The 13,851-nt window shown below is 69.0% G+C and carries 12 protein-coding genes; 6 read left to right on the top strand and 6 right to left on the bottom strand.

Annotated features, from left to right (window positions below; all coding sequences use genetic code 11):
* Positions 1-48: 48 nt before the first annotated feature.
* The 3 genes from ACFWMR_RS18540 to ACFWMR_RS18530 are packed head-to-tail and all read right to left on the bottom strand — an operon-like array spanning position 49 to position 3,255.
* Positions 49-1,212 (bottom strand): thiolase domain-containing protein, encoded by a 1,164-nt coding sequence (locus ACFWMR_RS18540; protein ID WP_378379223.1) that lies wholly within the window; start codon positions 1,210-1,212, stop codon positions 49-51.
* On the bottom strand, positions 1,209-2,264 hold the full coding sequence (locus ACFWMR_RS18535; RefSeq protein ID WP_093932628.1) for a thiolase domain-containing protein: 1,056 nt from the start codon (positions 2,262-2,264) through the stop codon (positions 1,209-1,211). The genes ACFWMR_RS18540 and ACFWMR_RS18535 overlap by 4 nt, the downstream gene beginning before the upstream one ends.
* Before the next feature lie 7 nt (positions 2,265-2,271).
* A complete protein-coding gene (locus ACFWMR_RS18530; protein ID WP_378379222.1) occupies positions 2,272-3,255 on the bottom strand; it encodes a Zn-ribbon domain-containing OB-fold protein in 984 nt (327 codons plus the stop codon).
* Positions 3,256-3,354: 99 nt separating this feature from the next.
* On the opposite strand from ACFWMR_RS18530, the gene ACFWMR_RS18525 reads away from it, so the two are divergent.
* Positions 3,355-4,914 (top strand): acyl-CoA synthetase, encoded by a 1,560-nt coding sequence (locus tag ACFWMR_RS18525; RefSeq protein ID WP_093932626.1) that lies wholly within the window; start codon positions 3,355-3,357, stop codon positions 4,912-4,914.
* 134 nt (positions 4,915-5,048) lie between these two features.
* Here ACFWMR_RS18525 and ACFWMR_RS18520 read toward each other — a convergent pair whose 3' ends face one another.
* Positions 5,049-5,837, bottom strand: a complete 789-nt coding sequence (locus tag ACFWMR_RS18520) for a crotonase/enoyl-CoA hydratase family protein (protein WP_378379221.1) — start codon at positions 5,835-5,837, stop codon at positions 5,049-5,051.
* Between the two features lie 58 nt (positions 5,838-5,895).
* Between ACFWMR_RS18520 and ACFWMR_RS18515 the strand changes: the two genes are divergently transcribed.
* Together ACFWMR_RS18515 and ACFWMR_RS18510 are read left to right on the top strand one after the other, a co-directional pair.
* Positions 5,896-7,512, top strand: a complete 1,617-nt coding sequence (locus ACFWMR_RS18515; RefSeq protein ID WP_208635881.1) for an acyl-CoA synthetase — start codon at positions 5,896-5,898, stop codon at positions 7,510-7,512.
* A gap of 9 nt (positions 7,513-7,521) precedes the next feature.
* Positions 7,522-8,628, top strand: coding sequence for an NAD(P)H-dependent flavin oxidoreductase (locus tag ACFWMR_RS18510; protein ID WP_378379220.1), 1,107 nt, complete (start codon positions 7,522-7,524; stop codon positions 8,626-8,628).
* 225 nt (positions 8,629-8,853) lie between these two features.
* On the opposite strand, the gene ACFWMR_RS18505 is transcribed toward ACFWMR_RS18510, so the two are convergent.
* Positions 8,854-9,660, bottom strand: a complete 807-nt coding sequence (locus ACFWMR_RS18505) for a S1 family peptidase (RefSeq protein ID WP_378379218.1) — start codon at positions 9,658-9,660, stop codon at positions 8,854-8,856.
* 124 nt (positions 9,661-9,784) lie between these two features.
* The gene (locus ACFWMR_RS18500; RefSeq protein WP_378379217.1) at positions 9,785-11,035 is read right to left on the bottom strand and encodes an APC family permease; all 1,251 of its coding nucleotides are present in this window, start codon (positions 11,033-11,035) and stop codon (positions 9,785-9,787) included.
* Between the two features lie 73 nt (positions 11,036-11,108).
* On the opposite strand from ACFWMR_RS18500, the gene ACFWMR_RS18495 reads away from it, so the two are divergent.
* From ACFWMR_RS18495 to ACFWMR_RS18485, 3 genes are all read left to right on the top strand, one after another.
* On the top strand, positions 11,109-11,885 hold the full coding sequence (locus ACFWMR_RS18495; protein ID WP_378379216.1) for a GntR family transcriptional regulator: 777 nt from the start codon (positions 11,109-11,111) through the stop codon (positions 11,883-11,885).
* Positions 11,886-12,069: 184 nt separating this feature from the next.
* Positions 12,070-13,182: a TIGR03364 family FAD-dependent oxidoreductase gene (locus ACFWMR_RS18490; RefSeq protein WP_378278035.1), complete on the top strand. Its 1,113-nt coding sequence runs from the start codon at positions 12,070-12,072 to the stop codon at positions 13,180-13,182.
* Complete coding sequence (locus ACFWMR_RS18485) at positions 13,176-13,850, top strand: phosphonatase-like hydrolase (RefSeq protein ID WP_378379215.1); 675 nt, start codon at positions 13,176-13,178, stop codon at positions 13,848-13,850. The genes ACFWMR_RS18490 and ACFWMR_RS18485 overlap by 7 nt, the downstream gene beginning before the upstream one ends.
* Position 13,851: the final 1 nt, after the last annotated feature.

Genomic DNA, 13,851 nt, shown 5'->3' with positions numbered 1-13,851 from the left:
GTCTCATGGGGACCCCTCATGACACGCTCCGGCACCAAGCCCGAGGCTTCAGGAACCGGGCTTCGCCGAACCCACCACCCACATCGAGAAGAACTGCGAACCGCCGCCGTACGCGTGCCCGAGCGCGATCCGGGCGCCGTCGACCTGATAGTCCCCGGCCCGGCCCATCACCTGTTTGGCCGCTTCGGAGAACCGGAGCATCCCGGACGCGCCGATCGGGTTCGACGACAGCACGCCGCCCGACGGGTTGACCGGCAGCCGTCCGCCGAGTGCGGTCTCACCCGCCTCGGTGAGTTTCCAGCCCTGGCCTTCCTCGGTGAACCCCAGGTTCTCCAGCCACATCGGCTCGAACCACGAGAACGGGACGTAGATCTCGGCGGCATCCACTTCGGACAGTGGGTCGGTGATTCCCGCGTCGCGCCACAACGCGGCGGCCGCGTCGCGTCCCGCCCGCGGGTTGACCTGGTCGCGTCCGGCGAACGTCGTCGGTTCGGTGCGCATCGCGGTCGCGTGGATCCACGCCGCCCCACCGGCGACGGCGTCGCCCGCGGCCTCGTTCCCGATCACCATCGCGCACGCGCCGTCCGAGGACGGGCACGTCTCGTCGTAGCGGATCGGATCCCACAGCATCTGCGACGCCTGCACCGATTCCACCGTGATGTCGGACTGCCGCAAGTGCGCGTACGGATTCAGGGCGCCGTTGCGCCGGTCCTTGGCGGCGACGATCGCGCCGATGTGGTCGGGCGCGCCGGACCGCCGGATGTAGGAGCGCACGTGCGGCGCGAAATAGCCGCCCGCGCCGGCGCCCACCGGCATCTGGAACGGCGGCAGGATCGACAGGCCCCACATCGCGTTCGACTCGGACTGCTTCTCGAAGGCCACCGTGAGGACTCGCTGGTGCACTCCGGCTTGCACCAGCGACGTCGCCACGAGCGCGGTCGACCCGCCGACCGAACCCGCGGTGTGCACGCGCAGCAACGGTTTCCCGTTCGCGCCGAGCGAGTCGGCGAGGAACAGTTCGGGCATCATCACGCCCTCGAACAGGTCCGGCGCCTTGCCGAGGACGACCGCGTCGATGTCGTCCCAGCCGGTCCGCGCGTCGAGCATCGCCCGGTCGATCGCCTCCCGGAGCAGTCCGGGCATGGACACGTCGGTGCGCTTGGCCTTGTGGTGGGTCTGGCCCGTTCCCAGTACGGCCGCGAGGTGCTTCACGAGAGGACCTCCAAGGTCGCGACCAGGTTCTGCTGGAGGACGGGGCCGCTGGTCGCGTGGGCGAGGGTCTTGCGCGCGCTGCCGTCGAGGACGCGGTTCGCCGCCTCGCCGATCCGCGCCAGGCCCGCCGAGAACATCGGATTGCCTGCCAGGACCCCGCCAGAGGGGTTGATCCGCACCTGTTCGCCGAGGCCCAGCGCCTCGCGCAGGATCAGTTCCTGGTGGGTGAACGGCGCGTGCAGTTCGGCGACCTCGACGCCGTCGAGGTCCAGCGCGCGCCCGGCGGCCACGGTGGACGGCGAGACGGTCAGGTCCCGCACGCCGAGCGCGGGGGAGTCGACCCGGTGCTCGATGCCGGTGATCACGGCGGGGCTGTCGACGAGGTCCGCCGCCCGCTCGGCCGAGGCGAGCACGAGGACCGCGGCGCCGTCGGTGACAGGGGCGATGTCGTGGGCCCGCAAGGGATCCGCGAAGTACGGGGCATCGAGGAGTTCGGCGACTTCGACCGTCCCGGAGACCTGGGCGGCGGGATTCCCGGCGGCGTCGGCGCGGCTGCGCGCGGCGACCTCGGCGAGATCCTTCTCCGACCACAGCCCCGCTTCGAGGCCCAGCCTGGCCTGGATCCCGGCGACGCTCACCGAGTCGGGCCACAGCGGTGCGACGACGTACGGGTCCATCTGCAAGGCCAGCACGCGCCGCAACTGCCCGGCGGAGGACTTGCCGAAGCCGTAGACGAGCGCGGTGTCGACCTCGCCCATCCGGATCTTGAGCCACGCCTCGTAGAGCGCCCAGGCGGCGTCCATCTCGACGTGCGACTCGTGGATCGGCGGGAAGGCGCCGATGGCGTCGACAGCGGCGATGAACGAGAACGCGCGGCCGGCGAGGTAGTCCGAGGAACCCGAGCACCAGAACCCGATGTCCTCTTTGGACAGACCGGTTCGCTCGAAGACCTCGGCGAAGATCGGCACCAGCATTTCCACGCCGTTGGTGGTGCCCGGGGTGCTGCGGACGTTGGGGGCCTGCGCGAAGCCCACGACTGCTACATCTGGCACGGTGTCCTCACAGATGGTGGGCGAAGGATTCGTACGGCGCGTCGGGCTCGCCGGTCGGTTCGAAATGGCCGATGTTCTCCAGCGACGTCCACCATTCGTCCCGCGGTTTCCAGGCGGCGCGGACGCGCATGCCCATCCGGACGTCGGCGGCGTCGCAGCCGAGGACGAGGTGCAGGAACGCGATGTCCGCGCCGTCGAGCAGGATGTACGCGGCCACGTACGGCGGTTTGATCTTCTGGCCGAGGAAAGGCACGTTCACGATGCAGAACGTGGTGACGATGCCGGTGTCGGGCAGTTCGACCTCGTCGGTGGTCGGCACGCCGTCGGTCGGGCAGGCGCCGCGCGGCGGGATGTAGACCTTCTCGCACGACGGGCAGCGCTGGCCGATCAGCTTCCCTTCGGCGAGCCCGCGCAGGTACCGGCTTTCCTCCGGCGACGCGGAATGCTCGTAGCGCAGGTGGATCGGCGTGATCACCACGCTGACCGGCGCGTCCTCCTCACGTTTCGCGATCGGGGGAGGAGCCTCGGTGGGCTCGGTGTCGGGGCCGTCGGCGGGGACGAAGTAGGCGATGTCGCGGATGTGGCCGACGGTCTCCTCCGCCCACCGGATCCGCACGCGCTGTCCGGTGTGGACCTTCGAAGGATCGCCGGCGTCGACGGCGTGCAGGATCGAGGTGTCGGCGCCGTCGAGTTTGACCAGCGCCCACGCGAACGGCCGTGACAACGGCTGTCCGTCGACCGGTTCGGCGATCCAGGACCAGGAGACGATCTCGCCCTCGGAGGCCACCGGCACGAATTCGGACAACGCTTCGGCGGTCACGGGATCGTATTCCAGCGGTGGCACGTGGACGCGGCCGTCGCTGCTCCGGACGCCTTCGACACGGCGCTCGCGCAGGGCGTTGACGAACCGGCCGAGTACCGGGCCGACCGAACGCGTGTAGTCGAAGCCCACGTTGAGCGGGGCCGACAGCGGGAGTTCAGGTGCGCTCACAAACTTGAGTGAAACACGTTCTCGATTTTCGAGCAAGGCGTGGCATCTAGGCCGTGCTGGCGGTTGCTCTTGAGTGGAACGCGTTCTAGATTCGCGGGTATGTCGACTGCCACCGGGACACTTGGGGTCTGGAACATCGCCGCGCAGGAACCGGAGCGGGTCGCGCTGGTCGATCCGGACGGCCGCTCGATCGGCTACGGGGACCTCGCCGCGAAAGCGAACGCGTACGCCCGGGGCCTGCGGGCCCTCGGGCTCGAAGCCGGGGACGTGGTCGTCGTCCTGCAGCCCAACGGCGACGAACTCGTGGCGGCCTACTTCGCCGCCATCCAGTCCGGTCTGTACATCGTCGTGGTCAACTGGCATCTGGTCGGGCCGGAGGTCGCCTACATCCTTTCCGACAGCGGCGCCAAGGCCTTTCTCGCGCACGAACGGTTCGCCGACGTCGCGATCGCCGCCGCCGACGAGGCGGGGATTCCCGAACGCGGGCGGTTCGCCGTCGGCGACGTCGAGGGCTTCCGCCGGATCGAGGAACTCGGCTCCGGTGAGGGCGACGGCCGGCCGGAGGGGCGCACGGCGGGTTCGCCGATGCTCTACACGTCGGGAACGACGGGGCGGCCCAAGGGCGTCCGCCGTCCGCTGACCGGCGCCGATCCGGACTCCGTTCCGGCCGCGTCCACGTGGTTCTTCGGCATCTTCGGGCTGGCGCCGCACGACGATCACGTCCACCTGTGCGGGTCGCCGCTCTATCACACGGCGGTGCTCAACTTCGTCGCGATCTCCCTGCAACTGGGGCACACCGCGGTGCTGATGGACCGCTGGGACGCCGAGGACATGCTGCGGCTGATCGACCGGCACCGCGTCACGCACAGCCACATGGTCCCGACGCAGTTCCGGCGCCTGCTCGGACTTCCGGACGACGTCCGCGCCGCCTACGACATGAGTTCTCTGCGCGTGATGATCCACGGCGCCGCGCCGTGCCCCCTGGAGGTCAAGCGCCGGATGCTCGACTGGTGGGGCCCGGTCGTCACCGAGTACTACGCGGCCACCGAGGGCGGCGGGACGGCGATCTCGGGGGAGGACTGGCTGAAGAAGCCGGGTTCGGTGGGGCTGCCGTGGCCGGGTTCGACGATCAAGATCCTCGACGACGAGGGCGCGGAACTGCCCGCCGGCGAGACCGGCACGGTGTACATGAAGATGGGCGACTCGAAGTTCGAGTACCACAAGGACCGGGCGAAGACGGACAAAGCGCGGGTCGGTGACCTGTTCACCCTCGGCGACGTCGGGCACCTCGACGAGGACGGCTACCTCTTCCTGCACGACCGCAAGGCGGACCTGATCATCTCGGGCGGGGTCAACATCTACCCGGCGGAGATCGAGGGCGAGCTGGTGATGCACCCGAAGATCGCCGACGTCGCGGTGTTCGGTGTCCCGCACGAGGACTGGGGCGAGGCGATCAAGGCCGTCGTCCAGCCCGCCGACGGCGTCTCCCCGTCGGACGACCTGACCGCGGAGATCCTGGAGTACGCCGCCGCGCGCCTGGCGAAGTTCAAGCTCCCGCGTTCCGTCGACTACTTGCCCGAGCTTCCGCGTGACCCGAACGGGAAGCTCTACAAGCGCAAGCTCCGCGACCCGTACTGGGAGGGCCACCGCGTCCCCTGATCCGCCCCGTGTCATGAGGGGTGCCCCGAAAAAAAAAAAATGGTGAAATGAGGCCCCCCGCGACCCCTCACCCCCCCCTTTAATTGCGGACCCCCCTTAAGACGAAATTCGTCTTAAGGGGACCCCTCATGACATCAGCGGCCCTGGAAGACGGGCTTGCGCTTCTCGGCGAAGGCGCGAGGGCCCTCTTTCGCGTCTTCGCTCGCGAAGACCTCGATGCCGTACTGGGCGTCGAGTTTGAAGGCCTCTTCCTCGTGCATGCCCTCGGTGTCGCGCATCGTCTTGAGGATCGCGCGGACGGCCAGCGGCCCGTTCGCGGCGATCTTGCCCGCCAGTTCCAGCGCCTTGTCCAAGGCTGTCCCGTCCGGGACGACATGCCCGATCAGGCCGATCTCCAGTGCCTCGGCCGCCGTGATGTGCCGTCCGGTCAGCAGCAGGTCGGCGGCGACGGTGTACGGGATCTGACGGGGGAGCCGCACGGCCGAACCGCCCATCGGGAACAGGCTCCAGCGCGCCTCGGACACCCCGAACTTCGCGCTCTCGCCCGCGACACGGATATCGGTGCCTTGCAGGATCTCCGTCCCGCCCGCGATCGCCGGGCCTTCGACGGCGGCGATCAACGGTTTCGTCAGTCGTCGCCCCTTGAGCAGTCCCTCGATCCTGCTGGGATCGAACGTGCCCTTTTCGAACGAATCGGACGGCGAGTTCTTCGACATCGACTTGAGGTCCGCGCCCGCGCAGAACGCGCCACCCGCGCCGGTGAGCACACAGCACCGGACGTCGTCGTCCTCGTCGACCCGGTTCCACGCCTCGACCATGATCCCGAGCATCTCGCCGCTGAGCGCGTTGCGGGCCTCGGGCCGGTTCATCGTGACCACGAGAGTGTGTTCGATCTTTTCCACCAGCGCGTGCGGTTCGCCCACTGAAACCTCCCGAAGAGCGGCCATTGCCCAGAACGATAACATGTTCTACTTTGAGGACGTGGCACTCAACATCGCGGATCTACTCGAGCACGCCGTCGACGCCGTGCCGGAGCGCATCGCGGTCGTCTGCGGCGATCGGCGGGTCACCTTCGCCGAACTGGAAGAGCGCGCCAACCGGCTGGCGCACCACCTCGCCGCACACGGCGTGGGACCCGGATCCCACATCGGTGTCTATTCCCGGAACTCGATCGAGGCCCTGGAATCGATGATCGCCGCGTACAAGCTGCGCGCGATCGCGGTCAACGTCAACTACCGATACGTCCACGGCGAACTGCGGTACCTGTTCGACAACGCCGACCTCGTGGCACTGGTCCACGAGCGCGAGTATTCGGACAAGGTGGCCGCCGTCCTGCCGGAGGCGCCGAAACTGAAACACGTTGTCGTTGTCGACGACGGAAGCGACGGTGACTACTCGTCGTACCACGGCGTGGACTACGAAGCCGCGCTCGCCGAAGGTTCGCCCGAGCGTGACTTCGCCGAACGCAGCGCCGACGACATCTACATCCTCTACACCGGCGGCACCACCGGGTATCCCAAGGGCGTCCTGTGGCGTCACGAGGACATCTGGCGCGCGCTCGGTGGCGGGATCAACTTCGTCACCGGCGAATACGTCCCGGACGAATGGACGCTCGCCGAACAGGGCAAGTCGGGCAGTCTGGTCCGGCTCCCGGCCGCGCCGCTGATCCACGGCGCCGCGCAGTGGGCCGCGTTCGGCGCGCTGTTCACCGGCAGCCCGGTCGTGTTCGTCCCGCGGTTCGACGCGCACGACGTCTGGAAAGCCGTGCAGGACAACAAGGTCCAGGTGCTCACCATCGTCGGCGACGCGATGGCGCGGCCGCTGATCGACGCCTATCGCGAGGGCGACTACGACGCGTCGTCGATCGTCGCGGTGTCGAGCCACGCCGCCCTGTTCTCCCAGTCGGTGAAGCAGGAATTCCTGGCGCTGCTCCCGCACGTGGTGATCACCGACGCGATCGGCTCGTCCGAAAGCGGGTTCACCGGCATCGGCATGGTCAGCAAGGACAGTGATCATTCGGCCGGGCCGCGGGTCAACTTCGGCAAGGACGCCATCCTGGTGGACGACGACGGCGCGCTCGTCGAGCCCGAACCGGGGGCGATCGGGCTGATCGCGCGACGCGGGCACGTCCCGCTCGGGTACTACAAGGATCCCGCGAAGACCGAGAAGATCTTCGTCGAGATCGACGGCAAGCGGTACGTCGTCCCGGGCGACTACGCGCGCTACGAAGACGACCTCACGGTGACCCTGCTCGGCCGGGGATCGCAGTGCGTGAACACCGGCGGCGAGAAGGTGTATCCGGAAGAGGTCGAAGGCGCGCTGAAGTCGCATCCGGACGTCTTCGACGCGCTCGTCATCGGCATCCCCGACGACCGGCTCGGCCAGCGGGTGGCCGCGGTGATCCAGCCGAGGAACGGCAAGGAACTGGACTTCACCGCGCTCGAAGCGCATGTGCGGAGCGAGATCGCCGGGTACAAGGTGCCGCGCAGCCTCTGGCTCGCCGAGGAGATCGGCCGGTCGCCCAGCGGGAAACCGGACTACCCCTGGGCGGAGCGCTACGCCTCCGAGCACGAGCCCGTCACCATCCAACCGGCGTAAAGGAGTTTCATGCGGACGTCTCTGTGTGACCGGCTCGGGATCGACCTGCCGATCGTCGGGTTCACCCCGTCCGAACACGTCGCCGCGGCGATCAGCCGGGCGGGCGGGCTGGGCGTGCTCGGCTGCGTGCGGTTCAACGACGCCGCCGAACTCGACTCCGTCCTGTCCTGGATGGACGAGAACACCGGCGGCAAACCGTACGGCGTCGACATCGTGATGCCCGCGAAGATCCCGGCCGAGGGGACGTCGATCGATCTCGCGAAACACATCCCGCAGGAGCATCGCGACTTCGTGGAGCGGACGCTGCGTGACCTCGCGGTGCCGCCCTTGCCGGACGACACCGACGAACGCGCGGGAGTGCTGGGCTGGCTGCATTCGGTCGCTCGCTCGCATGTCGAGGTCGCGCTGAAACACCCCATCCGGTTGATCGCCAACGCCCTGGGGTCACCGCCGGTCGACGTCATCGAGCAGTGCCACGCGAAGGGCGTGCCGGTCGCGGCCTTGGCAGGCAAGGCCGCGCACGCCGTCCGGCACGTCGACAACGGCGTCGACATCGTGGTGGCGCAAGGCTATGAGGCGGGCGGGCACACCGGCGAGATCGCGTCGATGGTCCTGCTCCCCGAAGTGGCCGACGCCGTCGGCGACCGCGTGCCGGTGCTCGCCGCCGGCGGGATCGGCTCGGGCAGGCAGGTCGCGGCGGCGCTCGCGCTGGGCGCGTCCGGGGTGTGGATGGGCTCCTTCTGGCTCGCCACCGAGGAATACCTCCAGACCATGGGGGAGTCCGAGGCCATGCAGCGCGCGCTGGTCGCGGCGGGTTCGTCCGACACCGTCCGGACCCGGATCTACACCGGCAAACCGGCACGGCTGCTCAAGACGCGGTGGACCGAGGCGTGGGCCGCGCCCGACGCGCCCGAACCGCTGCCGATGCCGTTGCAGAACCTGCTGGTTTCCCACGCGCACAACAGGATCCACCACGCGGCCGACCCGAGTGTCGTCTCGATGCCGGTGGGGCAGATCGTCGGGCGGATGGACCGGGTGCGCCCGGTCGCCGACGTGATCGCGGAGCTTGTCTCGGGGTACGAAGAGGCACTGTCGCGTTTGGACAAGACTCGCTGAGGCGTGTCAGGTGAGCCGAAGGGGACTTTGCCCGCGTGCGATGCGGGGAAAGTCCCCTTCGCGTCGGCTCCGCCGGTTCGCGGCTCCCCGGAAGAGGTTGTGAAAGCCACTTTCGCGACACCCTTCAGCACACGCGGAACGCCCTAACGTCCTGAAACAGAAGAAGGCCCCCTCCACCACGTCGTTGTGGTGAAGGGGACCTTCAGCGCATGCGGTGCGACGGAACTACAACCCGGCGGCCGCGTTCTTGATCGCGGTCGCGAAGGTGCTCACCTCGGCGTAGACACCGGGAGCGCGCGGCCGCGCGCAGCCCTCACCCCAGCTGACGATGCCGACCTGGATCCAGGCGTTGTTGGCGTCGCGGCGGAACATCGGGCCGCCCGAGTCACCCTGGCAGGTGTCGACGCCACCGGAGTTGACGTTGCCCGCGCAGATCTCGGCGCTGTCGATCAGGTCGGCGTAGCTGCCGCCCTGAGCCTTGCACGTCGAGTCCGAGACGAACGGGACGTTGGCCTTGAGCAGGTAGCGCTGCTGCGCGCCGCCCTCGGAAGCGGCACCCCAGCCGGCGACGGTGAACGTGCCGTTGTTGTACGCCGTCGTGGTGGCGATCGGCAGCGTCGCGATACCGGTGACCGGGCTCGCGAGCTTGATCAGGGCCCAGTCACCACCGGTGGAGGTGGGGTAGGTCGGAGACCGGTGCACGTAGGTCGACTTGACCTTCTTGGCCGAGCCGCTCTGCAGGTCCACGACACCGAGGGTGGCGGTGATGCTCGTGTTGGCCCCGGTCCGCGACACGCAGTGCGCGGCGGTCAACACGATCTGCGGGGTGTAGAGCGCACCACCGCAGCCCATGGAAAGCCTGACCATCCAAGGGAATTCACCCTGAGCGGCGCGCGTTCCACCGACCACGTCGGTGGACGGCGGCTGCGCGGCCGCGGCAGGGGGAGCCGTGGCGAGGGCCGCCAGGGTTCCGGCCGCCGCGACGGCGATCAGGGTCTTTTTGAGCAGGCTGAACCGACGCTTGATGTCCAAGGGTTCATTCCTTCCGGCTGTCCACAGTGGAGGCAGGGAGACTGACTGCGGCCACTTGACTACAGCAGGTGGGGATACACCTGGACAACCAACTTTCTTCGGATCTTTCAGCCGATGGTGGTGATTAACGGACGTTCGCTGCGAATCGCCGACGAATGGCGTAGCCCAGAGCGCCTAGTGCCAGTACTCCGGAACCGGTGAGCGCCGAAACCGCCGGAAGACTGAAAGCGAGCACAGCGCAGCCGAGCAGGCCGAAAGCGGGGATCACCCGACCTTTGGGCAGGGTCAGCGCGCCGGCGTTCGCCACGGCGTAATAGACGAGCACGGCGAAGGACGAAAAGCCGATCGCGCCACGCAGATCGAGCGTGCTCGCGAGCAGGGCGACGACGACGCCGACGGTCACCTCGGCCCGGTGCGGTACCCCGAAGCGGGGGTGCACCGCGGCCAGGAAGCGGGGGAGGTGCCCATCGCGCGCCATGGCCAGCGTGGTCCGTGAGACACCCAGCACGAGTGCGAGCAGCGAGCCGAGCGCGGCGACCACGGCGCCCACCCGCACCGCGGGCGTGAGCCAGGACCAGGACGACCGCGCGACCCCTTCCGCGATCGGATCCGCGCTCCGGCCCAGCAGATCCGGCCCGAGCTGGTACAGCAGGACGAAGGCGAGCACGGCGTAGACGACCAGCGCCAGCCCGAGCGCGATCGGCACGGCGCGGGGGATGGTGCGCGCCGGATCGCGGACCTCCTCGCCCAGCGTCGCGATCCGCGCGTAGCCGGCGAAAGCGAAGAACAGCAGGCCCGCCGCTTCGAGTACGCCGCCCACGCCGGGGGCGGCGATCGGTCCCGGCGACCCGGCCCGCATCGTGCCGCCGAAGGTCATCGCCACGACGGCCAGTGCCAGGATCGTCAGCGTGATGGACACGATCACCCTGGTCGCGAACGCCGAGCGCTGGACGCCGCGATAGTTCAACCCGGTCAGCGCGGCCACCACGGCCACCGCAAACACGCTTCGCCACGGCTGCCCGAGCCCGGGAGCGGCGTAGGTGACGACGGTCAGGGTCATCGCCGCGCAGCTGGCCGTCTTGCCCACCACGAAACCCCAGCCGGCCAGATAGCCCCAGAACTCGCCCAGCCGCTCCCGGCCGTAGACGTAGGTCCCGCCGGACGCCGGGTACAGCGCGGCCAGCCTCGCCGACGACGTCGCGTTGCAATAGGCGATCACGGCGGCGATGGCGAGCCCGGCGGGAAGCCAGGCTCCCGCGGCGCGGGCGGCCGGGGCGAACGCGACGAAGACGCCCGCCCCGATCATCGAGCCGAGCCCGATGAAGACCGCGTCGCGGGTGCCGATCCGCCGAATGAGTGTGCCCTTTTCGTCCACGAGTGTGAGCGTGGCATGAACACTTCGTTCGGGTCAGTACAGGCACGGGGAAATCGCTCTAGGATCTCCGATTGTGAAAGCGCGTTCGCCCAGAGTTCATCCGCCCGCCGAGGGCCCGGTCCGGGACGGAATTCCCGAGCACGGCCGCATTCCCCGTTATTACGCGGTCAAAGTCGATCTGCTCGACGTGATCGCCGAATTGGGTCAGGGAGCGGTACTTCCCACCGAAAGGGAACTGTCCGAACGATTCGAGGTTTCCCGCGCGACGGTACGCCAGGCCGTCGGCGAACTCGTGCTCGAAGGCCGTCTCAGCAGGCGGCAGGGGAGCGGCACGTACGTCGCGGGCCCCAAGCTGGTCCAGCCGCTCGCCTTGGTGAGTTACACGGAAGGACTCAGGAGGCAGGGCATTCAGCCCGGCCGGAATTTGATCTCACTGGAGCGCCGGGAGGCGGGCCCGTCGCTGGCTTCGGAACTGGAAATCGATCCCGACGACGACGTCATCCACATCGAGCGGGTGCTGCTCGCCGACGACGAGCGGGTCGGGCTGGAATCGACCTATCTCACCGCCGCGCGATTCCCGACGCTGATGGATGTGTTCGATCCCACACAGTCGCTCTACGCCTGTTTGCGGGAAAGGCTCGGCGTGGTCTTCGACGGCGCGGAGGAGCGGGTCGAGACCGTACTCGCGACGCCGCGGGAGGCGTTGCTGATCGGGACGAACCCGGCACTGCCGATGCTGCTGATGCACCGGACCTCCTGGGGGGCCGACGGCGTCCCGTTCGAGCGCGTCCGGTCGCTGTTCCGGGGCGACCGCCTCTCCTTCGAGACCCGCCTGGGCCGCGTGGAGTGATCCCTTCCCGCATTTAGTCCTCTGGATGCGGTGGTTGCAGGTTCAACGACCGCGAGCAGAGGACGAAACGCGGAGATAAATGTAACGTGAAGATAACAGGTCTGGTCCACATTTCGGGGGTCCTTCACCTGGAGTTAGAACCGCGGTCACGGAGCGTTGGTGCGCGCAGGCGAGCGTCTGCGGTGTGCGAATCCTCATCATCGGCGGCGGGGTGCTCGGCACCCAGCACGCCTGGCAGGCCGTCGAACGCGGCCACGACGTCGTCCAGATCGAACGCGAACCCGAGGCCCGGGGCGCGTCCGTGCGCAACTTCGGGCTGGTCTGGGTCGGCGGCCGCGCCAGTGGCCCCGAACTGGAGACGGCCGCGCGGGCGCGGGTGCTGTGGGAGCGCATCGGCGAGCGCGTCGAGGGGATCGGCTTCCGGCCGAACGGCTCCCTCACCGTCGTCCGCACGGAGGCCGAACTCGCCGTCGCCCGGGCCGCGGCCGCGAGCCCGGAGGATCGCGGCTTCAAGCTGCTCGACGCCGCCGAGACCCGGGAACTGAACCCGGCCCTGCGCGGCGACTTCCTCGGCGCCCTCTGGTGCGATCGCGACGCCGCTGTCGAACCACGCGTCGCCCAGCCCGCGCTGCGCGCTGAACTGGCGAAATCCGGCCGCTACACCTGGGTGCCCGGCCGCGAGATCCGCGACCTGACCGCCCACGGCGTCGTCGACGACACGGGCGAGACCCACGAAGGCGACGTCGTCGTGCTGTGCACCGGCGCCTGGACCGGTGGCCTGGTCAAGGAACTCGCCGGGCAGACGCCGGTCCGCCGGGTACGGCTGCAAATGGCCCAGACCGAGCCACTCGGGGAAACCCTCACCACCACTGTCGCCGACGCGGACAGCTTCCGCTATTACCCGGCGTATCGCGGTGAGGCGCTCGACGGCCTCAACGCGGGCCAGCCGCAGGGCGAGATCGCCGCGATCAACAAGATGCAGCTGCTCATGGTCCAGCGCCTCGACGGCTCGCTGACCATCGGCGACACCCACGAGTACGACGAGCCGTTTTCCTTCGACACCACCGAAGACCCGTACGACCACCTCGCCGAGGTCGCCGGCGCGCTGCTCGGACGGCCGCTCCCGCGGATCGCCCGCCGCTGGGCCGGGGTCTACGCCCAGACCACCGACACCGCCCGGATCGTCCACCGCGCCCGCGTCGCGGACAACGCCTGGCTCGTCACCGGGCCGGGCGGCCGGGGCATGACCTGTTCCCCCGCCATCGCCGAAGACACCGCCGAGGAGCTCTCATGGTGAACACCGAACTCGTCGTCCTGGACATGGCCGGGACCACCGTCGCCGACGACGGCCTCGTGATCCGCGCCTTCACCGAGGCGATCGCCGCCGCCGGAGTGTCCGAAGAGGACAGCCGCTTCGCCGGAATGCTCGACTACGTCGTCGAAACCATGGGGCAGTCCAAAATCGTCGTCTTCCGCGCCCTGCTCGACGGCGACGAAAAGCTGGCCCAGCACGCGAACTCAGCCTTCCAGGACGCCTACGCCAAGCTCGTCGCCGACGGCCACTGCGAGCCGATCCCCGGCGCCGAGGACACCATCCAGGAGCTGCGCGCCCAAGGCGTGAAGGTCGCGCTCACCACCGGCTTCGCCGCCGGAACTCAGAACGCGATCCTCGACGCGCTGGGCTGGCACGGTCTCGCGGACACCGTCCTGGCACCGGGCGAGGGTGTCCGTGGACGCCCGTTCCCCGACCTCGTCCTCGCCGCCGCGCTGCGGCTCGAAATCACCGACGTCCGCCGCATCGCCGTCGCCGGTGACACCCCTTCCGACGTCCAGACCGGGCTCTCCGCCGGTGCGTCGATCGTCGCCGGCGTGCTCACCGGCTCGGCGAAGGAGCCGGAACTCGACGCCGCCGGCGCCACCCACGTCCTCGAATCCGTCCGCGACCTCCCCGCCCTGCTGTCCTAAA

Origin of the sequence: Amycolatopsis thailandensis (genome assembly GCF_042723255.1) — a bacterium.
Lineage (GTDB): Bacteria > Actinomycetota > Actinomycetes > Mycobacteriales > Pseudonocardiaceae > Amycolatopsis > Amycolatopsis thailandensis.
Note: the sequence above shows the minus strand (reverse complement) of the source record. Positions and strands in the feature narration are given on the sequence as shown.

What these genes read in the sequence shown, in the direction of transcription:
- ACFWMR_RS18510 (WP_378379220.1), top strand. Translation starts at nt 7,522, where the DNA reads ATGCGGACGTCTCTGTGTGACCGGCTCGGGATCGACCTGCCGATCGTC.
- ACFWMR_RS18525 (WP_093932626.1), top strand. Translation starts at nt 3,355, where the DNA reads ATGTCGACTGCCACCGGGACACTTGGGGTCTGGAACATCGCCGCGCAG.
- ACFWMR_RS18485 (WP_378379215.1), top strand. Translation starts at nt 13,176, where the DNA reads ATGGTGAACACCGAACTCGTCGTCCTGGACATGGCCGGGACCACCGTC.